18 protein-coding genes are annotated in these 22,428 nt (G+C 42.0%); 4 read left to right on the top strand and 14 right to left on the bottom strand.

Features of this window, described 5'->3' with window-relative positions; genetic code table 11:
* Positions 1-8: 8 nt before the first annotated feature.
* Genes H3302_RS01210 through H3302_RS01200 form a run of 3 tightly spaced genes read right to left on the bottom strand, consistent with a single transcriptional unit; the run spans position 9 to position 1,211 of the window.
* On the bottom strand, positions 9-626 hold the full coding sequence (locus H3302_RS01210; RefSeq protein ID WP_036974083.1) for a LysE family translocator: 618 nt from the start codon (positions 624-626) through the stop codon (positions 9-11).
* On the bottom strand, positions 623-805 hold the full coding sequence (locus H3302_RS01205; RefSeq protein ID WP_036974085.1) for a hypothetical protein: 183 nt from the start codon (positions 803-805) through the stop codon (positions 623-625). Before H3302_RS01205 ends, H3302_RS01210 begins: the two co-directional genes overlap by 4 nt.
* A 1-nt stretch (position 806) precedes the next feature.
* A complete protein-coding gene (locus tag H3302_RS01200) occupies positions 807-1,211 on the bottom strand; it encodes a DUF3224 domain-containing protein (RefSeq protein ID WP_036974086.1) in 405 nt (134 codons plus the stop codon).
* Between the two features lie 78 nt (positions 1,212-1,289).
* Here H3302_RS01200 and H3302_RS01195 point away from each other — a divergent pair, with 78 nt between their 5' ends.
* A complete protein-coding gene (locus H3302_RS01195; protein ID WP_182396033.1) occupies positions 1,290-3,062 on the top strand; it encodes an ABC transporter transmembrane domain-containing protein in 1,773 nt (590 codons plus the stop codon).
* 69 nt (positions 3,063-3,131) lie between these two features.
* Here H3302_RS01195 and H3302_RS01190 read toward each other — a convergent pair whose 3' ends face one another.
* Both H3302_RS01190 and H3302_RS01185 read right to left on the bottom strand, forming a co-directional pair.
* Positions 3,132-3,764, bottom strand: coding sequence for an OmpA family protein (locus tag H3302_RS01190; protein ID WP_036974089.1), 633 nt, complete (start codon positions 3,762-3,764; stop codon positions 3,132-3,134).
* Positions 3,765-3,833: 69 nt separating this feature from the next.
* A complete protein-coding gene (locus tag H3302_RS01185) occupies positions 3,834-4,637 on the bottom strand; it encodes an ABC transporter substrate-binding protein (RefSeq protein WP_051501976.1) in 804 nt (267 codons plus the stop codon).
* A 98-nt stretch (positions 4,638-4,735) separates the two neighbouring features.
* Here H3302_RS01185 and chrA point away from each other — a divergent pair, with 98 nt between their 5' ends.
* Positions 4,736-5,875, top strand: a complete 1,140-nt coding sequence (gene chrA / locus H3302_RS01180) for a chromate efflux transporter (RefSeq protein ID WP_036974289.1) — start codon at positions 4,736-4,738, stop codon at positions 5,873-5,875.
* Here the strand turns inward: chrA and H3302_RS01175 are convergent.
* The 4 genes from H3302_RS01175 to speA are packed head-to-tail and all read right to left on the bottom strand — an operon-like array spanning position 5,872 to position 10,855.
* Positions 5,872-7,125 (bottom strand): mechanosensitive ion channel family protein, encoded by a 1,254-nt coding sequence (locus H3302_RS01175; protein WP_036974091.1) that lies wholly within the window; start codon positions 7,123-7,125, stop codon positions 5,872-5,874. The genes chrA and H3302_RS01175 overlap by 4 nt on opposite strands.
* Positions 7,122-8,045, bottom strand: a complete 924-nt coding sequence (locus H3302_RS01170; RefSeq protein ID WP_182396023.1) for an acyltransferase — start codon at positions 8,043-8,045, stop codon at positions 7,122-7,124. The genes H3302_RS01175 and H3302_RS01170 overlap by 4 nt, the downstream gene beginning before the upstream one ends.
* Before the next feature lie 29 nt (positions 8,046-8,074).
* Positions 8,075-8,953 carry an acyltransferase gene (locus H3302_RS01165; RefSeq protein ID WP_036974093.1) on the bottom strand — a complete coding sequence of 293 codons (879 nt, stop codon included), beginning with the start codon at positions 8,951-8,953 and terminating at the stop codon, positions 8,075-8,077.
* Between the two features lie 21 nt (positions 8,954-8,974).
* The gene (gene speA / locus H3302_RS01160; RefSeq protein ID WP_036974291.1) at positions 8,975-10,855 is read right to left on the bottom strand and encodes a biosynthetic arginine decarboxylase; all 1,881 of its coding nucleotides are present in this window, start codon (positions 10,853-10,855) and stop codon (positions 8,975-8,977) included.
* Positions 10,856-11,052: 197 nt separating this feature from the next.
* On the opposite strand from speA, the gene speE reads away from it, so the two are divergent.
* Entirely contained in the window at positions 11,053-11,916 is an 864-nt protein-coding gene (speE, locus tag H3302_RS01155; RefSeq protein WP_065978382.1) for a polyamine aminopropyltransferase, read from the top strand.
* Between the two features lie 78 nt (positions 11,917-11,994).
* Here speE and H3302_RS01150 read toward each other — a convergent pair whose 3' ends face one another.
* Complete coding sequence (locus H3302_RS01150; protein WP_182396021.1) at positions 11,995-13,596, bottom strand: methyl-accepting chemotaxis protein; 1,602 nt, start codon at positions 13,594-13,596, stop codon at positions 11,995-11,997.
* Between the two features lie 237 nt (positions 13,597-13,833).
* Here H3302_RS01150 and H3302_RS01145 point away from each other — a divergent pair, with 237 nt between their 5' ends.
* Positions 13,834-15,876: a glycoside hydrolase family 97 protein gene (locus H3302_RS01145; protein WP_182396019.1), complete on the top strand. Its 2,043-nt coding sequence runs from the start codon at positions 13,834-13,836 to the stop codon at positions 15,874-15,876.
* A gap of 57 nt (positions 15,877-15,933) precedes the next feature.
* On the opposite strand, the gene H3302_RS01140 is transcribed toward H3302_RS01145, so the two are convergent.
* The 4 genes from H3302_RS01140 to acnB form a co-directional block, all read right to left on the bottom strand.
* Positions 15,934-17,175 carry a cysteine desulfurase-like protein gene (locus tag H3302_RS01140; protein WP_182396017.1) on the bottom strand — a complete coding sequence of 414 codons (1,242 nt, stop codon included), beginning with the start codon at positions 17,173-17,175 and terminating at the stop codon, positions 15,934-15,936.
* Between the two features lie 10 nt (positions 17,176-17,185).
* Positions 17,186-17,818: a 2OG-Fe dioxygenase family protein gene (locus H3302_RS01135; protein WP_180311307.1), complete on the bottom strand. Its 633-nt coding sequence runs from the start codon at positions 17,816-17,818 to the stop codon at positions 17,186-17,188.
* Positions 17,819-18,181: 363 nt separating this feature from the next.
* The gene (locus H3302_RS01130; protein ID WP_075594170.1) at positions 18,182-19,123 is read right to left on the bottom strand and encodes a hypothetical protein; all 942 of its coding nucleotides are present in this window, start codon (positions 19,121-19,123) and stop codon (positions 18,182-18,184) included.
* A gap of 217 nt (positions 19,124-19,340) precedes the next feature.
* Positions 19,341-21,938 (bottom strand): bifunctional aconitate hydratase 2/2-methylisocitrate dehydratase, encoded by a 2,598-nt coding sequence (gene acnB, locus H3302_RS01125; protein ID WP_065978931.1) that lies wholly within the window; start codon positions 21,936-21,938, stop codon positions 19,341-19,343.
* Positions 21,939-22,428: the final 490 nt, after the last annotated feature.

Raw genomic sequence — 22,428 nt, 5'->3', positions numbered from 1 at the left:
AGAGAGCTTTAAAGTGTTATCACGACACGCACTGCAAGTGCGATAAAGATCATGCCGAGTAGTTTTTCAAAAAGTGGATTCGCTTTAGTAAAACCAAAGCGCTTTTTTGATATTTCTGTGAGTAAGGCAACCAACAAATACCAGCCAGTATCCAGTACAAATACAGTTAAGCACATGATCAAGCCAACCTGTAACGTGAGATTTTCTGGGTCAATAAACTGTGAGAAGAGCGCTAAAAAGAACACCGCAAGTTTGGGGTTCAAAAACGCAATAGCAAAACCATCTTGTAACGCAGCGCGTTGACTAGGTATGGCTTGTTCAACTTTCACGGCTTGCGAACTGGGTTTTGCCAGTAATATACGTATACCTAAATAAGCAAGGTAGGCGGCACCACCATACACGAGTACGTTATAAAGTGTAGGTAACTTGGTCATCAGTGCACCTAATCCAAGCAAAGAGGCGCTCGCATAAAACCCCACTCCCACACCATGACTCACGGCCGCCAGCATGCCGTTTTTCATACCACCGTGAAGGCTATGCTTTAACACAACCGCTAAACTTGGCCCTGGCGACATAGCACCCATGATACAAATTAACACTAAACTCAACCACTCTGTGAGTGTCATAATTCATTATTCTCTACTAACAATAAAACGGCCGTTATTTGACCATAAAAACCGGTGGCTGTGGTGATTGTTTTAACCTGCCAGCCAGATTGGCCTAACTCGTACACTTTCTGATTTAACGCAGTGATATCAAGTCCACCCAGAAAACGTTTCTTTTTAAATTCAATAATTTTTTGCATATTAGCTTGTTAACTCATACTCAAAATCATAGTAATGAATTCCCGCCTCAATGCGGATTGCCATTTTACCCGTAAGCCCCACCAATTCACCAGCGCCTGAATCTGGCACGACTTCTAAAATTAACCTGTCTGTGCCTTTATCCATGGTGCCAAAATGTTGTAATACAAAGCTACCTTGTTTGCCATTCAGACTACCAACCACTTGTTCAATAGCAACATATCCTGCACTGCCTTGGGTTGCCGTCATTGCGCTCAGCATCTCTCCTTGGCTAGTTGCTTCCAGAGCGCCTGTAAACGTTTTATCTATCGACATACGGCCAAGATTCACGCCATCTTGACCTGTCGCATACCCCCCAATTGGGTTTAATTTCACGTTAAATTGACCGCTTATCACTGTTGATTCCATACTAATCCCTTATTTTACTGTTGATTTTTAAAGCGATGATAACCATATCTATACCCTATTCACAAATAAGAATCTAGCATGGCAATTAACAAAGAAAAGGCCGCGTTCAGTAGCCTGTTACCCGTTTTAGCGTTTATTAAGCCCTACAAATGGGTGGTATTTGCAGCCCTTGGGGCATTATTACTCACCGCAGGCGTTAACTTGTCACTCGGCCAAGGAGTGAAGTTTGTTATTGATCATGGCTTTATTGCAGGCTCTCAAGAACAACTTCAACAAGCAGTGATGGTTCTTATTGGCCTTATCAGCCTATTAGCAATCGGCACATTTTGTCGTTTTTATTTAATGTCGTGGATAGGTGAACGAGTCAGTAATGATATTCGTAACGCGATTTTCGAGCGAATTGTAACGTTACACCCAAGCTACTTTGAAGAAAACCGTAGCGGCGAGCTGATGTCACGACTCACCACCGACACCACATTGCTGCAATCGATTATTGGCTCATCATTTTCTATGGCGCTTCGTAGCAGCTTAATGTTAGTGGGTGGCCTTGCTATGCTGCTAATTACTAATTTAAAACTAACCTTAGTGGTCGTTGCCTGTGTACCTATGGTGTTAGTTCCTATGCTAATTTTTGGTCGTAAAGTGCGTAAACTAGCAAGTTCGAGCCAAGATGCCATTGCCGATATCAGTACTTATGCAGGCGAAATTATTCAAAATATTAAGGTCGTACAAAGTTTTAGTCATGAAGCGCGCGAAAAAGCGGCTTTTGCTGAAGAAACGAATAAAGCATTTTTAGTCGCAAAAAGTCGTATTAAACAACGCTCACTTTTAATTGCTGCAGTGATCTTTCTAACCTTTAGTGCCATCAGCGTGATGCTTTGGGTAGGCGGCAGTGATGTGCTCGCGGGTACCATGACGGGCGGCGAGCTAGGTGCCTTTGTATTCTATGCCATTATGGTGGCTATGTCGGTTGCAACAGTTGCCGAAGTGTACGGTGAGTTACAACGCGCAGCAGGTGCGGCAGCAAGACTGTTAGAGCTGCTCGCTGTTGAAAGTATGATTCAAAACCCCGCACACAATAAAGATGATCAGCTCGAATTAAATAAAGCTGACCATCCTGCTATTCGTTTTGACAATGTATCATTTAACTATCCATCTAGACCCGATAAAGCAGCACTTAGTACACTTAATTTGGAAGTAAAACAGGGCCAAACAGTCGCCATTGTTGGTCCCTCTGGTGCAGGCAAAACAACATTATTTGAATTATTGCAACGATTTTACGATCCGAGCGCAGGGAGTATTTCATTAGCTGGCATTAATATTAAAGAATTATCCCTTCACTGTTTACGCCAACAAATGGGCATGGTGGCACAAAACCCCATTTTGTTTAGCTGCGATGTTATGCATAACATTCGCTATGGCAATCCCCATGCGAGTGACGAGCAGGTATTCACGGCAGCCAAATATGCACACGCCGATGAATTTATCACGCAGCTACCGCAGGGCTATCACAGCTTTTTAGGTGAACAAGGGGTACGTCTTTCTGGTGGGCAAAAGCAGCGGATTGTGCTTGCTCGCGCTATTTTAAAGGACCCAGCTATTTTATTACTCGATGAAGCAACCAGCGCACTTGATGCACAAAGCGAGTCTCATGTGCAAGCGGCACTCGAGCACTTAATGAAAGACAGAACAACACTCATTATTACCCACCGCTTAGCCACCGTAAAACATGCAGACGTCATCGTGGTAATGGACAAGGGTGAAATTATAGCGACAGGTACACACCAGCAGCTATTGACCAGTAACCCACTGTATAAGCAGCTTTGCGAATTGCAATTTAATCGAGATTAATATTCAAGGAAGGATGTCAGGTTTGAAAGGGCATATCAAACCTGACCACAAATCTAGACTACATTAAGCCTAACCTTGTGTGTTTGGTACGATTTGAATCTCTACACGGCGGTTTAAAGCACGACCATTGGCTGTATCATTACTCGCTACAGGGCGTGTTTCGCCATAGCCACGTGTGCTAATACGTGCCGACATAATTTGATGATTAACTAAATAATCTTTAACACTTTGCGCACGTTGCTGCGACAGTGTCATGTTATAGCTGTCTTTACCTGTGCTATCAGTGTGACCTTCAACACTTAAGTAGGTTTTTTCGTATTTGTTCATCACTTGTGCAATGGCATCAAGGGTGCTGTGAAAGCCTGATGAGATATAAGATTGATCTGTCGCAAAAGTGATGTTTGATGGCATAACTAAGCGAATATTATCGCCTTCACGTACCACTTCAACACCCGAGCCTGCTAGCTCGTCACGGAATGCTTCTTCTTGCTTATCCATGTAGTCACCGACAGCAGCACCCGCTAACGCACCAATGGCCGCACCAATAAAGATACGCTTATCATCATGATCGCCTGTTGCTTTACCTAATACCGCACCTGTTGCGGCACCGATTGCAGCACCTTTACCTGTGTTAGTTGTTTCACACCCCGTTAATAAAACGGCTAAAACACCCACTGTTAAAATCGACTTGCTGAAACTCATGTGTCTCTCCATGGCATTTAGTAATTTTGATCTATTAACAATTATGAACACTAAATCATGAACATTAGGTTAATAGTTCTCTTTAATAAGTGTAACAGCTGGTAGGTTATACGCTTTAACTAATTCTGTTAAACGTCCATTACGTACAAGAGCGTGTAACTGAGATTGAATTTCCTTTGCTAACGAGGTGTCGGCAAACTGTTTACTAACAGCCATATGGCCGTAAATAATGTCTTTATAGCGATAAGGCATTTTGACGATCTGCTGTGAAGGGAGTTGTAAATAACCCGAGGCATGATCCGCGGTATCTTCAACTGAAATAACGAGTTCGACGCGATCTTTAAGCAGCATTTCAAACGCATTACCTTCACTCAAAGCCTCCACTTTAGTGAGTGAGCTGTCATTATCAAAACGCGAAAAATAAGCGGCTCCTCGCATGACCGCGATGCGCTTTCCTAGCAAGTCTTGGTAACGATTTATAACGATGTCACGGTCTGCTCTTGCATAGAACCCAAAAGAAGAAGACAACATCATGTACGGAGGAGACATAAACTGCATTTTTTGCTCACGCTCGCTGGTACGAATTAACCCGCCCATCACATCCACTTCATTTTGTTCGAGCATTTTTAAACAGCGAGAAAATGGGCAAGCGACAAATTCTAATTTCATCGGTATGGTACGTTGCAGCTCACGCATAATATCGACCACCGCGCCACTCACATGCCCTTTTTCAGACACAACACCGTAGGGAGGAGAATGATCAACCGCAACAATAACCCTCTGCACAGGTTCTGCATACAAGGAGCTTGATATAAGTACTAATAATAGGCTTACGATACTCAGTCTCATAGGGTTACTCGTTACTACGTTCATACCTTACTATATATCCTAGCGATGTGTATGTCATAAAAACCACAAAAATGTCATAGAAATTTGTCATAATTAGGTGATTAGATTCGATGGCGAAAACAATGTTACTAGTTATATTTAAGCAATTTTTTTTATTAGGCTGCATGAGTTTCGGTGGCCCCGCAGCGCACTTAGGCTATTTTAAACGTCACTTTGTCGATAACTTAAAATGGTTAAATAGCGAGCGCTACGCACAACTAATAAGCTTAAGCCAAGCATTACCGGGTCCTGGGTCAAGCCAAGTAAGCTTTGCGATTGGGGTTGAGAAAGGCGGTCTATTGGGCGGTTTGTGTGCCTTTATTGGGTTTACTCTACCGTCTTTTTTAATTATGTTTTTTTTGGCACTGAGTGCCCACCAATTTGGTAACATTTATTTTGCTGTTATTGCGGGACTTAAATTATTTGCCATCGTTATTGTCGCTGATGCAACTTACAGTATGGCGGTGAGCTTTTGTAAAACACATTTACTTAAACTTATCGCGGTATTAAGCACGTTATCGTTGATTATTTTTTCACAGTTTTCCAGCCAAATTTTTGTGTTAATTATAGCTGCGATTATTGGCTGGCTTTATCCACAACATAAACTCCCTCAGCATGAGAATGTAAGTAAACCCGTTAAAGTATCGTGGTTACCTTTTATCATTTTTGCAGTATTGCTTATCGCGAGCTTTTTACCCTTTGGCGAGTGGTCCTCACTATTTGCTCCATTTTATCAAACAGGAGCGATGGTGTTTGGTGGGGGGCACGTTGTGCTACCTATTTTGCAAGCAAGCATACCAAGCCTTGAAACCGAGCAGTTTTTGTCAGCCTATGCCAGTGCACAAGCAATTCCTGGCCCTATGTTTACAATAGCGACCTACTTAGGGGCTGAACTGACACCTCATTCTCCCCTATTGGGAGCACTTATTGCGACGCTATTGATTTTTTTACCGGGCTTTTTATTGATGCTTGCATTTTTAAAAAGCTGGCTACAATTGGCTGATAAACCACGCTTTGCTGGCAGTATTGCCGCTCTCAATGCTGCGGTAGTCGGTTTTTTAGCGGCAGCACTCTACTCGCCGATTTGGCTCAGCACAATCAACAACATATGGCAGATTGTATTAGTGGTTACAGCCTTCACATGGTTAAGGGTCGCTAAGCCCCCTATTTGGTGGTTATTACTTGGCTTTATTGGTATCGCTTTGGCAGTGCAGTCGCTCTAGTCTTTACTTTTAGGCGCCGCGTTAACCACTTTAATACTTGGTTTATCTACGACATGCTGCTCATTAGCCGAAAATTGCCCCGTCACACTCTGATATGGGCGCAATCCAAAAATAGGCAATACTGCAAGCAGGTGATCCATGATCTCTGCTTGTAGATGTTCGTACGATATCCAACGTTTGTCTTCGCTAAAGCAATAAAACTCAATTGGTAAGCCATGATTAAATGGCTGAAGTTCTCGCACCATGAGGGTCAAATCACGGTTAATTCTTTCATGCTGTTTCAAGTATCCTTCAGCATAACGACGAAATAAACCTAAATTTGTAACAGGATCAGGTAACGTTGTCACACGAATGTAGTCGTGCAGAGGTATCGCGCTATTTATTTGCGTATGGAAAGCCTCATCAACTAAACGAATGCTGTTCATATCTATATTTAAAGAGCGTTTAATTCGACGACCACCCGACTCCTGCATACCCCGCCAATTTTTAAATGAACCGGCCACCAACATGTAGGTAGGAATGGTGGTAATCGTGTTATCCCAGTTACGCACTTTTACCGTGTTCAAACCAAGGTCGATAACCTCACCATCAGCGCCATAGCTATCAACTTGAATCCAATCACCATAAGTAACTAAGCGATTAGCAGCAATTTGAATACTGGCAACAAACCCCAAAATAGTGTCCTTAAACACTAACAAGGTCACCGCTGCAATGGCACCAAAACCAGATAAAATATAGGTGGGCGACTTTTCAAGTAATATACTGACGATCAAAATAGCGCAGATCATGAAGGTGATCAGTTTCACAACTTGAATCAAACCTTGTATGGGCACTTCTCGGGCAAACTCCAGCTGGTTATAAATGCCCCCAGCAATACTGACAATGCTGCTGATGATAAAACCGCCATAAATAATCAGAACAATTTGACCAATGGTTTTTAAAACTAACGCTGCCACCTCTGTGACAGGGTAAACATTGTCGAATGTTGCTAAATACAACACGCAACATAAGGTTCCTGCAAAACGTCTATTAAGTTTAGTTAGCATGGGTGCTAATGCACCAATGCGTTCTGGCGAAAGGCGCGTTACAACACTTTGTATTCCAGGAAGCATTAAGCGCCGAGTAAAGACATACACCAGCAATAAAGCAATCACACCAATTGCGGTGGCTGTCAGCGCACTGAAAAGCTCCGCATCTGGCATTGCTTCAAACCAAGGCATAACCAATTGTTGCAGGTGAGTTTGCTTCATGGTGCTTCAACTTCCTTACTGATATTTGCTACCAGACTACCTTGTTTGGCCTGATAATAATTAAATAATTGCGCGTCTTTTTGAAGCCAAATTTCATTGATTCGTTGCTGAAATGCGGTTCTAAATTCACGGTCATGTTGATAATCACCAATCATCTCAGCACTGATAGCCTGCACATGTATATCTACTTTAATGAGCGTTAATCGGCCACGCATTAAGTTGCGACAAATATGACTGCCCTCACCTTGGTAAATAATAGAAGTATTAAGTAACGCATCAAACTGTTCACCCAGCACTTCCAGCGCAAACGCAATCCCTCCCGCTTTCGGCTTGAGTAAATAACCAAATGGACTGTTCTGTTTTGTATGCTTTTGCGGGGTAAAACGTGTCCCCTCAACAAAATTAATAATGGTGGTTGGGTGATTACGAAAATCACGACAGCTTCGCTTGGTACGTTCAACATCAAGGCCTTTAAGCTTTGGGTTTTTAGCCAGCTGCGACTTACTGACACGCTTCATAAAAGGCATTCCCATCGCCCACGCACCCGTGCCAATAAAAGGCACGTACTTTAGCTCATCTTTTAGAAAAAACTTTGGCGCCGGTAATACATCAATCGCACTAAGCACCACAATATCTAACCAACTCATATGGTTAGAAATAAGTAAGTACCAGCTATCGCGATTAACATTGCCTTTAATATTAATTTCAATATTCGGGCAACCTAGCCACAGAGCAAAACGATTCCCTTTGCACCATCCCCGATAAGCACCATGCAAAATGTGACTAATGATGTTGAATGGTAAAATAAGTTTCAACACACCAAACAGCAACACAAGGGTTCCCCAAAGAATGACATTGGCAAACAGCACAATACTGACAAACAATCCGGTTAACCAATTAGGTAAAAATTTCTTTAACATATGTGTGCTCTCAGCTGTGCCAGCAGCATCTACTCAGCTTGCGATTCAAACTGGGCAAGCTGCTGGTTTTTCTCTTCCCAAATACGATTTAACTCCGCTTGAAAATTCACTCTAAAGTCTGCATCACCAGTGTAATCACCTATTAAATTAGGACTGACATCCATCACTTCAACGCGAACATCGATTTGCTTCACTCGGCCACTGGCAAAATCCACAAAACTTGGAATACCACCCGGGTAGTGAATGGTGACATTTACAACTTTTGAGATCTGCTCACCCATAGCTTGCATAACAAACGCCACACCACCCGCTTTCGGTTTTAATAAGTACTGAAAAGGGCTCTTTTGACGCGCATGTTTTTCAGCGGTGAAGCGCGTGCCTTCCACAAAATTTACGATGCTTACTGGCATTTCTTTAAATTTTTCACAGGCTTTACGCGTTGTTTCTAAATCTTTTCCGCGCAACTTTGGATTTTTCTTAAGCTGTGACTTGCTAGTACGCGTCATAAACGGAAAGTCTAACGCCCACCATGCAAGCCCTAGAAAAGGAACGTATATCAATTCCTTTTTCAAGAAAAAGTTTAAAAACGGGATACGGCGATTAAAAATACGCTGCATGACTAAAATATCAACCCAGCTTTGATGATTAGCAATCACTAAGTACCAGTCTTTTGAACGAAGTTGCTCAAGGCCCGTTACATTCAGTTGATAAGAAGCAAATACATTTTGGTTTATACCATTGCACGTAACCCACACTGTGGCACATTGCTTAGCAATCCAACTCATCAACTTTTGTAATGGTTTAATTGGAATGAGTTTAACCAAACCACACAAAAAAATAGGCACGAACCAAAACAGCGTATTTAGGGTGTAAAATAAAATACTCAATACACAACGAATAACGGACATTACTACTTATTCCTTTAACCTTTAATCTTCAAAATACGTATAGCCAGCAAGGCCCGCATTTAATTCAGACAAATATTGTGCCTTAGATTGCGCATCAATTTCCAGCTCATCCACACGTTTTGCGAAGTTGGCAGCCAGAATATCGCTATCATAATCAACGAACTTTAATACGTCCTTAACACTGTCGCCTTTAATCGCATTGGTTAATTGGTAGCCAGCCTCTGTCAGCTCTACGTGCACTGAATCGGTATCACCAAATAAATTATGTAAGTCGCCTAAGATTTCTTGATAAGCCCCGACTAAAAACATGGCAATGTGGTACTGCTGACCTGATTTATACTCAGGGATAGGTAAGCTACTTTCAATACCGGTTCCCTCAACATAATTGCGAATTTGACCGTCTGAATCGCAGGTAATATCTTGAATGATCGCGCGTTGAGTGAGTGGTTTATGTAAATTTTCAACAGGCATTACAGGGAATAATTGCTGGATCCCCCACACATCTGGCAACGACTGAAACAGTGAAAAGTTAACAAACAACTTATCGGCAAGCTTCTCATTTAAATCGTCGAGCACTTCACGGTGTGCACGCGCATTGTCGCTCAGTGAAGCGCGAACGCGATGTAAAATAGTAAAATAAAGTTGCTCAAGCTTCGCCCATTCCAGCATCGTCAGAAGACCATGGACATATTGATCATGTGCTTCGCTAAATAAATGCATTGCATCATGATAAATCTCCAGCGCCATGCGAGGTGTTAAGCGCTGTAAGCATTGCCACATTTCATCTAGCACTAAAACATTGTTTGACTCTGGCGGAGTTGGATTTACATGATTTGGCGCACGCTCGACATCAATCACATCGGTAATCAATACCGCGTGATGCGCCGTTAGCGCACGCCCTGATTCGGTGATTATTGCAGGCTGCTTTAAGTCATGTTGTTGGCACACTTCTGCAAATGCATTCACAACATTACGCGCATACTCATCAACACTGTAGTTCATAGAACACGCACTACGTGAACCAGACCCTTCGTAGTCAACGCCTAGACCCCCACCTACATCAACGGTATTAAGTGGTACACCTAACTGGGTTAGTTCGGCAAAATGACGTGCACATTCACGAAGTGCGCGATGAATGTCACGAATATTGGCAATTTGAGAACCGATATGAAAATGCACCAATTGCATTAAATGTAATTTGTTTCGCGACTGAAGTAATTCAACCGCAGACAGCACCTGCCCAGCAGTTAAACCAAACTTACCTTTTTCACCCCCCGTGTTCTGCCACTTGCCTTTGCCCACAGAGTTTAAACGAATACGAATACCAATCGATGGTTCAATGCCCAAGTCATCAATTTCAGCTAATAAGGTGCTAAGTTCTGACAGTTTTTCTACCACAATATGCACTTTGTGACCTAAACCTTGACCGATGCACGCTAAACGTAAAAATTCACTGTCTTTGTAGCCATTACAAACAATGGTAATCGGTTCTTTGGCAACACCTAAAATTGCCATTAATTCAGGTTTAGAACCCGCTTCAAGACCCACTAAACCACTTGGGTGAGCAAGTAGCTTTGTTACGACCGATCGTTGCTGGTTCACTTTAATTGGGTAAACACACGTATAAGTGCCTTGGTAGTCGCGAGCTTGACGAGCTTTAGTAAAAGCGCTTGTCAGCGTATCAACACGATTTTGCAAGATATCAGTAAAGCGAACTAAAACAGGTAAGGTAAGACCTTGTTTCTTAAATTGCTCGGTGAGTTCAGATAAAGAAATTGCAGATTTAGTTTGATCACCGTCAGGGTAAGCGACCAGCTCACCTTGTGCGTTAATATCAAAATAACCGTCACTCCAATGAGCAACATTATACGTTTCGCGTGCTTTGTCTAAACCCCAAGTCATGGCCATGTCTTCTGTAAATTCGTTAAATATAAACGCGCATTTTAATACGCTCGCGCCTACCACGCTAACAAAAATTGCCCTATATGCCAAAGTGATAAAAAATATTCGCTATACTGATTAAAATTTGATTGAGCAATTGGCCAAGCACTGGCAGAATTGCCCCCTTTTTTACCATTAACTAAAAGTGTATAAGCAAGATGGCTAATTTAGATCAAAACAACTGGTTCACTGAAATTAGTGACCGTGATGGTAGCGCCTTTTCACTGCGTATAAACAAAAAGCTTGATGAACAGCAATCGCCGTTTCAAAAAGTAGAGATGTATGAAACAACTGACTTCGGTAATCTTATGATTATTGACGGTTGTACAATGGTAAGTAGCCGTGAGAACTTCTTTTATCACGAAATGATCAGCCATCCTGCTCTTCTTGCGCACCCTAATCCTAAAAATGTAGTGATTATCGGTGGCGGTGACTGCGGCACATTGCGTGAAGTATTAAAGCACCCTGGTGTTGAAAGCGTCACGCAAATTGATATTGATGAAGTTGTAACGCAAATGTCGCTTAAATACTTCCCTGAATTATGTGAGTCAAACCAAGACCCGCGTGCCACAGTGATGTTTGATGATGGCATTAAATACATGCGTGAAGCTGCGCCAGAATCAATTGACGTGGTTATTGTTGATGGCACCGATCCGGTGGGCCCAGGTGAAGGGTTATTCAACCATGCTTTTTATACAAGTTGTCTAACAGCACTTCGTCCTGGCGGCATACTCATTCAACAAAGTGAATCACCGCTTATGCACATGCCTTTATTAGTTGAGATGCGTGACGCGATGAAAGACGTGGGCTTTAATGACCTACAAACGCTGCCATTTCCACAACCAATTTACCCAAGCGGTTTATGGTCAGTTACTCTTGCACGTAAATCACAGGCATTTGATGGCTTTCGTGAAGACGACGCGAATACACTATCTGAAGGAACTGAATACTACAACGCTGGTATTCACTACGGCGCACTAGCAACACCTAACTACATGAAGCGCGCTTTTGAGAAAAAGTAAGGTAAGGTTGTTTATTGATTAAAAAGGGCTCGCTGAGCCCTTTTTTAATTCCTTTAGAATAGTCTACGCAGAGGGGCATTACACCTTAAAACGGTTCACTAAATGATTTAGCTCATTGGTGAGCTGATTCATTCGGTTTGCCACTTCTTGTGTTGAACTTGCCAAGCCGCCTCCTTGTTGGGTTTGATCATTTAAATCAGATAAATTCTGGCTAATTTCATCTGCAACAGCCGTTTGCTCTTCAGTGGCTTGTGCTGTTTGCATTGCCATATCATTCACTTTTACCGATGAGGCTTGCATCGCATTAAGCACGTCATTCGTTTGTGTGAATGATTCAACAGCTTCATCGGCAAAACGCTTACCACTGTTTATAGCCTGCAAAGATTGCTCAACGCTTGAAGCAAATTGTTCAACCATGGTTTGAATATCGTTCGTGCTTTCTTGAGTACGCGTTGCCAATGTTCTTACTTCATCGGCAACCACTGCAAAGCCCCGACCTTGCTCACCGGCACGCGCAGCTTCGATTGCCGCATTTAGTGCCAGTAAGTTAGTTTGCTCTGCGATTGCACGGATCACTTCCAGTACCTTCGCTATATTATCTGAGCTTTGTTGTAACTCGGTAGAGCGCTGCGTTGCGTGATCCATATTCTCAGACAAAGCAACGATTTTCTTACTGGAATTATCAACCGCTGATAACCCCTTCTTAGCCAATTGCTGAGAATTATCTGCTTCATGAGAAGACTGTTGCGCCACATTTGCGACTTCACGGCTTGCAACACTCATTTCGTGTACTGCACTCACAATTGACTCGGATGCCTGACTAAGCTTTTGATTAACTTCATGGTTCTGATTTGAAAACGAATCTAGATCATGACCGAGACTTTGTAATTCTTTGGCTTGTTCGAGTATGTCTTTTATCAATTGCTGTAAATTATCCAAGAAGCGATTAAACGCGGTTGCTAAATCTGCAAACTCATCTTGGGTTTTAACATTAATACGCCCAGTTAAATCACCATCACCAGACGCTATTTCATTTATTCGTTCAGTAACATAATTCATTTGGGTCGTTAACTGTCGTGGAATGACATAACTAAACCAACCCGCAACCACTAATACCACGGCAATCATTATCATTAGTAATGCTTTAAAACCTGTGATTTTATCCATTAGCTTTTCAGTTTCGGACTGCGAGGTTTGTTCTGCCACCTCACCCGCTTTATCTAAAATGTCACGAAGCGCCGAAAAGGACTGTTCTGCCATTTGATTTTGAGACGCACTGGTTGCGCTATTAATATAGGCTGTCGATGCCGAATACCATGCATCAAAAGCACTATTAAAATTACGAAACTGTGCTAACACTTCTGGATAAGGTGACATGTAAGATAAATATTGTTCAAAGCGTTCTTGCACTTGGTCAGCATTTTCTTGATGTTCCGCTAGAAAAGACTGATCACCTTTATCCATTGTCACTAAATGCAGCTCTGCCACTTTCGCTTGATACAAATCTCGATCTGCATTCACGATAACTGATACCGCATTTAAAAATCGCTCCGATTGCGTATCTATGGCTTCTTTTTGTAAGTTAATTAAATAACTGTAGCCAGCTATTAATATAATAATAGCGACCCCAAGCAACACAATGGGCAGTGAACTTTTGACACGAATACTCTGTAACTTCATACGTTTTCCTAATTCAAATTCGAAACCAGTTCATTCCTTAAGATCTTAGTAGAAAAATAGTAAAAGTGTGCGAAATTAAAAATACAAAATGAGGCGATTTAATTAAGGCGGCTATTACAACCTGAAAATTGAATACGTATGCAGATCACTCGTATTAGCAGGCAAGTCAATTTATGCTTAAAGCTTATAGGAACATATACGACAACAATCCATATTCTGCATCGCCAAGGAATAATAATGAAATATACAGCCTTACTACTCGCAGCCTTCTCAGGGACGTGTTTAGCACACACTACCACGGTCAGTTCGCCTGATGGGCAAATTAAAGTCACGATTTCTGATGAACAACACACCCCTAGCTATGAAATCAGCTTTGCGGGAAAGCAAGTTATTGCACACTCTGCTTTAGGACTTGTTTTTAAACAACAACCTGCAATGAGTGAAGGCTATAAAATTAGCAGCCAAACGACTAATTCTGTAAAAAGCAGCTGGGAACAACCTTGGGGTGAACGCCAAACGGTAGTTGATAACCACAACGAAGTTGCTGTCACCTTTAAAAAGCCACAACCCCAAGGTGGCACCTTTACCGTGCGTTTTCGTGCCTTTAATGATGGGGTCGGTTTTCGCTACGAACTACCGAATCAATCAGGTTTTGAAGATGTAGAGATCACCAAAGAGCTCACTGAATTTGCAATCACCGATTCAGCCAATGCAACTGCATGGTGGATACCTGCTCGCGGTTGGAATCGATACGAATATGTTTATAACACCACGCCTGTTCACAAAGCCCCTTTAGTACACACTCCGTTTACTATTAAAAACAAAGAAGGTGTTCATATCAGCATCCACGAAGCTGCGCTGGTCGATTACGCGGGTATGGTATTAAACCAACGCCGTGATGGTACTTTCCAAGCTGACTTAACACCGTGGTCCGATGGGGTTGCCGTTAAGAAACATGGCGCATTCAACACGCCGTGGCGTACTATTCAAATTGGGGATGAAGCGGTTGATTTAATTAACTCTGACATCATTCTCAACCTTAATGAACCAAATAAACTCGGTGATGTATCTTGGGTTAAGCCCGGTAAATATGTGGGTATTTGGTGGGGTATGCATATTAATGAAAATACGTGGGGAAGTGGAAAAATTCACGGCGCAACGACCGCAAACACCAAATACTATATGGACTTTGCCGCACAATATGGTTTTGATGGTGTACTTGTCGAGGGGTGGAACATTGGTTGGGATGGCGACTGGTTCTATAACGGTGATGTATTCAGTTTTACCAAACCCTATGACGACTTTGATATTGCAGAGCTTACTCGCTACTCCAAAGAGAAAGGTGTACAGCTAATTGGTCATCACGAAACCTCGGGGAATGTCACTAATTATCGTAACCAAATGGAAGATGCCTTTGCCCTGTATGAAAAATCAAACGTAAGCCAAGTAAAAACGGGCTATGTTGCAGACGGTGGCAATATTAAACGTGTTGATGAAAATGGCGTAGTGCGTAAAGAGTGGCACGATGGTCAATTCATGGTGAATGAATACCTTTATAACGTGAAGCTTGCAGCAAAGCACAAAATCAGCATCAACACTCACGAACCCATTAAAGATACTGGCTTACGCCGCACTTATCCAAACTGGATTGCACGTGAAGGCGCGCGAGGCCAAGAGTTTAATGCTTGGGGCACACCGCCTAATCCACCGGAGCATATTCCAATGCTTGCCTTCACACGTATGTTAGCGGGACCAATGGATTTCACCCCTGGTATTTTTGATATGGGGTTCAATGGGTTGGGTGCTGATAGTAATCGTCCACAAACAACACTTGCAAAGCAACTGGCGTTATACGTAGTACTGTACAGCCCTATTCAAATGGCTGCTGACTTACCACGCAATTACTTAGCAAAACCGGATGCGTTCCAATTTATTCAAGATGTGCCTACAGATTGGCAACACAGTATTGCGCTGCAAGGTGAAGTAGGTGATTACGTTGTCTTTGCACGCAAAGAGCGTAAACGCGATCACTATTCAGGCAATGACTGGTACCTAGGTGCAGTCACTGATGAAAATGCACGTACACTGCGAGTTAAACTCGACTTTTTAGAGAAAGGTAAACGCTTTGAGGCGCAAATTTACCGTGATGGCGATAAAGCTGAATGGGTTAACAATCCCTACGACTTAAAAGTAGAGAAACGCATTGTGTCTGCAAGCGATAAACTCACTTTAAAACTTGCCACAAGTGGTGGTGTCGCGATTCGTTTTAAAGCGCTGTAAAAGAAAGTCACAAGAAAATGATGCTACAACCACGTTGTAGCATCATGTTTAAAGGTATTAATTTATTTTTAATAACTGATCAAACAAATCGAACACCTGATCAAGCTCTTCAATTGTGTTGTAATGCATACAACCAATACGCACTACACCCCCCGTGTCTAATACACCTAATTGCTTGCATAAACCTTGTGCATAAAAGTTGCCATCCCATACACAAATGTGATGTTTACCTAAAAATTCAGATACAACACGCGGTTCAATGCCTTCAAAGATTAATGCAAAGGTTGGAGTACGCATTGATAAGCGCGTAACGTCATTAATACCAAACAATTTAATACGTGAGTAATCGGCTAAGCGAGTTAAGAAATGCTTACTGAGCGTCATTTCATGTTGTTTAGTAATAGCAAAAGCAGCCGCTAATTTTTCTCGGCGCGAATGACTATCATCCAACTCGCTAATAGCAGCAATGTAATCAACGGCAGCAATTAAGCCTGCTAAAGCTTCAAAGCTTTGTGTCCCCGTCTCCCAACGGCCTGGGATGACGTCTTTCGCGGGCTCTACTTTATACGGGGTGAAACCATCTAAATGCTCACGTTTACCGTATACAAGACCCAAATGAGGACCAAAAAACTTGTAGGCAGAGCATGCTAAAAAGTCACAATCAAGTGCTTGAACATCAATCAGCTCATGCGGTGCAAAGTGAACTGCATCCACGTATACAAGAGCACCAACAGTATGGGCAAGCTCGACAACACGTTTAATATCGTTAATTGAACCAGTGGTGTTTGATGCATATGTCACGGCAACGAGTTTTGTCTTACTTGATAATAAACTCTCAAAATGAGCCATATCTAAGCTACAATCGGCTTCGTTAATTAAAGCCGTTTTAACTAATGTGCCTTTATCTTCAGCTGCTTGCTGCCAAGAGGATACATTTGAGTAGTGATCTGCGTTAGTGACAATAATTTCATCATCAGCAGTCCAATCTCGAGAAATCGCACGGCTCAAGCTAAACGTGAGGCTTGTCATGTTAGCACCAAACACGATTTGCTCTTTAGAAGGCGCATTCAGTAAGTCTGCCGCTGCTTGGCGAGCATCCGCCATTAGCTCAACAGTTTTATCACTTGAGAAAAAAGCACCGCCTAGGTTTGAGTTGAAATAACCTAAATACGCACTCATGGCACTTAAAACAGACTGCGGTACTTGTGAGCCACCGGGACCATCTAAGAAAACTGGCGATGTACCAGCCACATTTTGCATTAATGCCGGAAATTGACGACGTAATTGCGTTAAGTTCATCGTATTTTCCTTACGCAGTAAGCACGAAGCAATCAAGGTAACCCTCTTTGCTTGCATCTAATTTATTCATTGGTGTTGCGTTGTGCCACACTTCACGGTCATTAATGAGTGCGAACATGCCGTCTTTAATTTCCATTTTAAAGCAAGGATCAGCTTGTTGATTCTCGTAAACAAGTAGCTCACCGCCTTCGAGATTTTCATGTGATACACCACAGACACATACATGGTCGAAACCATCTTGGTGAACTCCTTCAGGTGCAGCAGGTGTGTCACTGTCGATCGCAAGCATTCTAAATTGATGAATTTCAATATCACGGTCAGCACTGATGCCGGTCATTTCACGGAATTGATTAACAATTTGCTTCATGCCATTACTGGCTAATAAGCTGTCTTCAAGATTCTCATAGGTACGCTCTACATTCCCTTGAAACGTATTGATTGAATCATCTTGAACAAATGCTTTTGTTGGTTGTAATTTTAATTCACCATCAACCACTTTAATTACCGAATAGCGACGTTTACGAAATGCGCCATCTGCGTATGGGTTAGCGGGTAAATTAGCAAAAGAAGGCTTTACTGCGTCAATATGTGATTGGCTTACAAAACGAAGTTGTAAAAGATTCTGGTTGTTTAATGTAGTCATAAAGATCTCGCCTTAATACGTTGAGAATATTGACGAGGATTTTAATGCAATTGATGAGGAAATTTTGCGTTTTTATGTAAACACAACCGGTCTATTGTTTAATTTTAAGATCGTTTTCATTCTTATTTTAGAAGTTTAATCTAAAAAAATAAAAAGTGCTGAAATACACCGTTTAAGCTTAGGGTACCTATTTCAAACCGCTAAATAACAAGACAATGTGAAGTTGATAAAAAGCCACAGCGAACCGTGGCTTTTAGTTTACTCAATAAGTTATGGTCGTCGTATCTGAGACACTTACAAATTCACTCGCGTAATCTGCTTATCGGAATGTACAGTCTCATTAAAAAAGTGAATCACCGAGTATTAATAGCTCCATTGTAAGCCTAATGCAAACGATACATTACTGTATTCAACTTCAGGTACACGAAGGCGTTGACCGTTTTCTAGATTCTTGGTCACAATATCACGTGACTTATACTGAGCATCGATTCCACCAATCAATGCGATATGAGACAGTACTTGATATCGCATTCCTACCCGCCCCATAACACCCCAACCATTAAAGCTATCGGTGAGTGTCGAGGTTTCAAATTGCGTATTCTGAATCTCAGAATACATAGGTGTACTTAATTCAGTTTCAATATACCAACTATATTTATTAAAACTCTTTTGCAAGCGACTATCGTAACGCGCTCCTATGGTCAGCAAGATCCCCATTTGATCTTCAGAAACCGAAATAACCGGACGTAACTGCGAAGCATAATCCTGCTGCTCTCCTGTATTATTACCTGAATTCATACCGGGTAATGTAAATCGCGCGGGATTATTTGGATCATCTGATAATGCGATTAATGCTTCGTCGAATGCTGTTGCACCGGGTTGTACAAATGCAAAATTCGAACGCGTGAAACTAGAAGTAAAAAACTTTGTCCCTAGTGTAAATTGCACTGTTTGAGAAAAATTATACGCCCCCTTAAAACCTATTTCATTCGCTTTCGTTTTAAATGCATTTTCTTGAATAGCACCAAAGTCATCCATGTACCACGTCTCAGTTTCAATTTCTGTGGATATTGTTGCAGCACTTTCAATATAAAAGCCCCAGTTATCATCGATACCTGTGTATGAAATTTGCCGTACGGCAGGGTTTGTTACATCAATAGATTGATTAAGTTTCCCAAAGCCTGCAACATCATTTAAAGTTTCGCTGTAGCTAATTGTTTCGAAACCTACTCTAACTTCACTAAAAGAGGGGTTAACTGCCAATACAGAACTACTAAATGGGAGTAGAAAAAGGAGTGCTTTCATTATTCAGTTCCTTGAAATACAGAGTCTGCGTCGCCAAGAAATAGATGCAGCCCTTCCTTGGTTACACTTTTAAACATTAAGTTACACTAATTAACTTTTTACATTAATCAGTGTAGACAAACGTATTAGTATTTCAAATAAAACTGAACAAAAAGTTAATAAAAAAGCCCGCATATATAATGCGGGCCTTTTACAGTAAAACTCAATTAGTTACTTATTACACAGCTTGCTGAACAATTACTTGATCTGCCTTTTTAGTGTATTGAGGCATACGGTGGAAGTTCAGGTAGCGATAAGTATCAGCTGCTGTTGCGTTGATCTTATCTGCGTACTCTTGATATTCAGCCGGTGTAGGCAGCTTACCTAGAATTGCAGCAACCGCTGCAAGCTCTGCTGATGCTAAGAATACGTTTGCGCCAGTACCAAGACGGTTAGGGAAGTTACGAGTAGACGTAGACACAACTGTCGCCTTATCAGCAACGCGTGCTTGGTTACCCATACATAATGAACACCCTGGAGTTTCAATACGCGCACCTACACGACCAAAGATACCGTAGTAACCTTCGTCAGTAAGCTGATCTTTATCCATCTTCGTTGGAGGAGCAACCCATAACTGAGTTGGAATACGACCGCTGAAGCCATCAAGAAGTTTACCCGCAGCACGGAAGTGACCAATGTTAGTCATACAAGAACCGATGAATACTTCGTCGATTTTCTCGCCTGTAACGTCAGATAGTAAACGTGCGTCATCTGGGTCATTTGGCGCACAAAGAATAGGTTCTTTGATTTCAGCTAGGTCGATTTCAAGTACGTGTTTGTACTCTGCATCGGCATCCGCTTCCATAAGCTCTGGGTTCGCTAACCACTCTTGCATTGCATTAATACGACGTTCGATAGTACGAACATCACCGTAACCTTCAGAGATCATCCACTTAAGCATGACAATGTTTGACTCAAGGTATTCAGCGATAGATTCTTTAGAAAGTTTAACGGTACAACCTGCCGCTGAACGCTCAGCTGACGCATCAGAAAGCTCAAATGCTTGCTCAACTGTTAAGTGCTCAACACCTTCGATTTCTAGTACACGACCAGAGAATTCGTTGATTTTACCTTTCTTCTCAACAGTTAGAAGACCTTCTTTAATACCGTAGTAAGGGATAGCATGTACTAGGTCACGTAACGTGATACCTGGCTGCATTTCACCTTTGAAACGTACTAAGATTGACTCAGGCATATCAAGTGGCATTACACCTGTTGCAGCTGCGAATGCTACCGCACCCGAACCTGCTGGGAATGAAATACCTAGAGGGAAACGCGTATGCGAGTCACCACCCGTACCTACGGTGTCTGGTAATAACATACGGTTTAACCATGAGTGGATTACACCGTCGCCTGGACGAAGTGATACACCGCCACGGTTCATGATGAAATCAGGAAGCGTATGATGAGTGTTTACATCGATTGGCTTAGGATATGCTGATGTATGACAGAAAGACTGCATTGTTAAGTCTGCCGAGAAACCTAAACATGCTAGATCTTTAAGTTCGTCACGTGTCATAGGACCTGTTGTATCTTGCGAACCAACGGTAGTCATTTTCGGCTCACAGTATTGACCAGGACGTACGCCAGGCATGTTACATGCTTTACCAACCATTTTCTGTGCAAGCGTAAAGCCTTTGCCAGAGTCAGTAACAAGAGCAGGTTTGCGGAAGATATCTTCTGCTTCTAGACCTAGAGATGCACGCGCTTTGTCTGTTAGACCACGACCGATAATAAGTGGAATACGGCCACCAGCACGCACTTCGTCAAGAATTACGTCTGATTTTAAAGAGAACGTTGAGATAACTTCATCAGTACCGTGACGCTTAACCACACCTTCGTAAGGGAAGATATCGATTTGGTCACCCATGTTTAGTTCATCAACAGGTAATTCGATTGGTAATGCACCAGAATCTTCCATCGTGTTGAAGAAAATAGGCGCGATTTTACCGCCTAGACATACACCACCAACACGCTTGTTAGGTACGTGAGGGATATCATCACCCATGAACCAAAGCACTGAGTTAGTTGCAGATTTACGCGATGAACCCGTACCAACTACATCACCAACATACGCGAGCGGTAACCCTTTCGTTTTAAGCTCTTCTAGTTGTGAAATTGGACCAACTTCACCAGGCTTGTCTGGGTTGATACCGTCACGCTCGTTTTTAAGCATAGCTAAAGCGTGCAGTGGGATATCTGGACGAGACCATGCATCAGGTGCAGGTGAAAGATCATCAGTGTTTGTCTCACCCGTTACTTTGAAAACAGTAACAGAGATTTTTTCAGCAACGGCTGGTTTATTTACAAACCATTCTGCATTTGCCCAAGACTCGATAACTTGTTTCGCGAATTCGTTACCAGCCTTCGCTTTTTCTTCTACGTCGTAGAAAGCATCGAACATTAATAATGTGTTTGATAAACCTTTAACGATAATTGGCGCTAACGCTTCGTCGTCTAAAAGTTCAATCATAGGTGCGATGTTGTAACCACCTAACATGGTTCCTAATAGCTCAGCCGCTTTTTCTTTTGATACTAATGGTGAGCTTGTTTCACCTTTTGCTACTGCCGCTAAAAAGCCAGCTTTGATGTATGCAGCATCGTCTACGCCTGGTGGTACACGATTAACAAGAAGATCAACGATAAACTCTTCTTCACCTGCAGGTGGGTTTTTAATTAGTTCAATAAGATCAGCCGTTTGCTGAGCATCTAGTGGCGCTGGTACGATACCTAACGCGGCACGTTCTTCTACGTGTTTACGATATTCTTGTAGCACAATATTGCCCTCTTGGTGACGTGAGAGTACTCGGTAGTATTAAACTAAATACAATCATTACCCAGTACTTATAGTATTCTGACGGTTAATTATAAAGCTTTTAAGTATAGATGAAAATCCATGCTGCGGTTAGGCACTTTATATTCACTATAAATAACATGAATAGTGGTAGAAAAAAAAGCTATTCAAATGAATATTTATTAACTAAGAATCATTCCTATCTGCTTTAGCGGTCATTAACAGTGCGTTTAACCCTATTCGCTTTATTAAGCGCATTATTTAAAGGCAAGAAAATCTCGATAATAACAAGACAAAATTTTGTCTTTTAGCTGCTTTTAGCAATTGCTCCTGCATCGCTCTACCAGCTCAATCAATACAGTCGTAAATCAGACATTTTTAACGCAGGTAGCGACTGGTTTAATCACTCAAAATGATTGGTATTAACGCAGCTAGCGACAAATTTAGCACCTCACAATAGTTAAGCGTTATT

Origin of the sequence: Pseudoalteromonas sp. MT33b (assembly GCF_014117385.1) — a bacterium.
GTDB classification, from domain to species: domain Bacteria; phylum Pseudomonadota; class Gammaproteobacteria; order Enterobacterales; family Alteromonadaceae; genus Pseudoalteromonas; species Pseudoalteromonas lipolytica.
The sequence above is the reverse complement of the archived record's forward strand: the minus strand, read 5'-3'. Positions and strand labels throughout refer to the sequence as shown.

What these genes read in the sequence shown, in the direction of transcription:
- H3302_RS01210 (WP_036974083.1), bottom strand. Translation starts at nt 626, where the DNA reads ATGACACTCACAGAGTGGTTGAGTTTAGTGTTAATTTGTATCATGGGT.
- H3302_RS01205 (WP_036974085.1), bottom strand. Translation starts at nt 805, where the DNA reads ATGCAAAAAATTATTGAATTTAAAAAGAAACGTTTTCTGGGTGGACTT.
- H3302_RS01200 (WP_036974086.1), bottom strand. Translation starts at nt 1,211, where the DNA reads ATGGAATCAACAGTGATAAGCGGTCAATTTAACGTGAAATTAAACCCA.
- H3302_RS01195 (WP_182396033.1), top strand. Translation starts at nt 1,290, where the DNA reads ATGGCAATTAACAAAGAAAAGGCCGCGTTCAGTAGCCTGTTACCCGTT.
- H3302_RS01190 (WP_036974089.1), bottom strand. Translation starts at nt 3,764, where the DNA reads ATGAGTTTCAGCAAGTCGATTTTAACAGTGGGTGTTTTAGCCGTTTTA.
- H3302_RS01185 (WP_051501976.1), bottom strand. Translation starts at nt 4,637, where the DNA reads ATGAACGTAGTAACGAGTAACCCTATGAGACTGAGTATCGTAAGCCTA.
- chrA (WP_036974289.1), top strand. Translation starts at nt 4,736, where the DNA reads ATGTTACTAGTTATATTTAAGCAATTTTTTTTATTAGGCTGCATGAGT.
- H3302_RS01175 (WP_036974091.1), bottom strand. Translation starts at nt 7,125, where the DNA reads ATGAAGCAAACTCACCTGCAACAATTGGTTATGCCTTGGTTTGAAGCA.
- H3302_RS01170 (WP_182396023.1), bottom strand. Translation starts at nt 8,045, where the DNA reads ATGTTAAAGAAATTTTTACCTAATTGGTTAACCGGATTGTTTGTCAGT.
- H3302_RS01165 (WP_036974093.1), bottom strand. Translation starts at nt 8,953, where the DNA reads ATGTCCGTTATTCGTTGTGTATTGAGTATTTTATTTTACACCCTAAAT.
- speA (WP_036974291.1), bottom strand. Translation starts at nt 10,855, where the DNA reads ATGACTTGGGGTTTAGACAAAGCACGCGAAACGTATAATGTTGCTCAT.
- speE (WP_065978382.1), top strand. Translation starts at nt 11,053, where the DNA reads ATGGCTAATTTAGATCAAAACAACTGGTTCACTGAAATTAGTGACCGT.
- H3302_RS01150 (WP_182396021.1), bottom strand. Translation starts at nt 13,596, where the DNA reads ATGAAGTTACAGAGTATTCGTGTCAAAAGTTCACTGCCCATTGTGTTG.
- H3302_RS01145 (WP_182396019.1), top strand. Translation starts at nt 13,834, where the DNA reads ATGAAATATACAGCCTTACTACTCGCAGCCTTCTCAGGGACGTGTTTA.
- H3302_RS01140 (WP_182396017.1), bottom strand. Translation starts at nt 17,175, where the DNA reads ATGAACTTAACGCAATTACGTCGTCAATTTCCGGCATTAATGCAAAAT.
- H3302_RS01135 (WP_180311307.1), bottom strand. Translation starts at nt 17,818, where the DNA reads ATGACTACATTAAACAACCAGAATCTTTTACAACTTCGTTTTGTAAGC.
- H3302_RS01130 (WP_075594170.1), bottom strand. Translation starts at nt 19,123, where the DNA reads ATGAAAGCACTCCTTTTTCTACTCCCATTTAGTAGTTCTGTATTGGCA.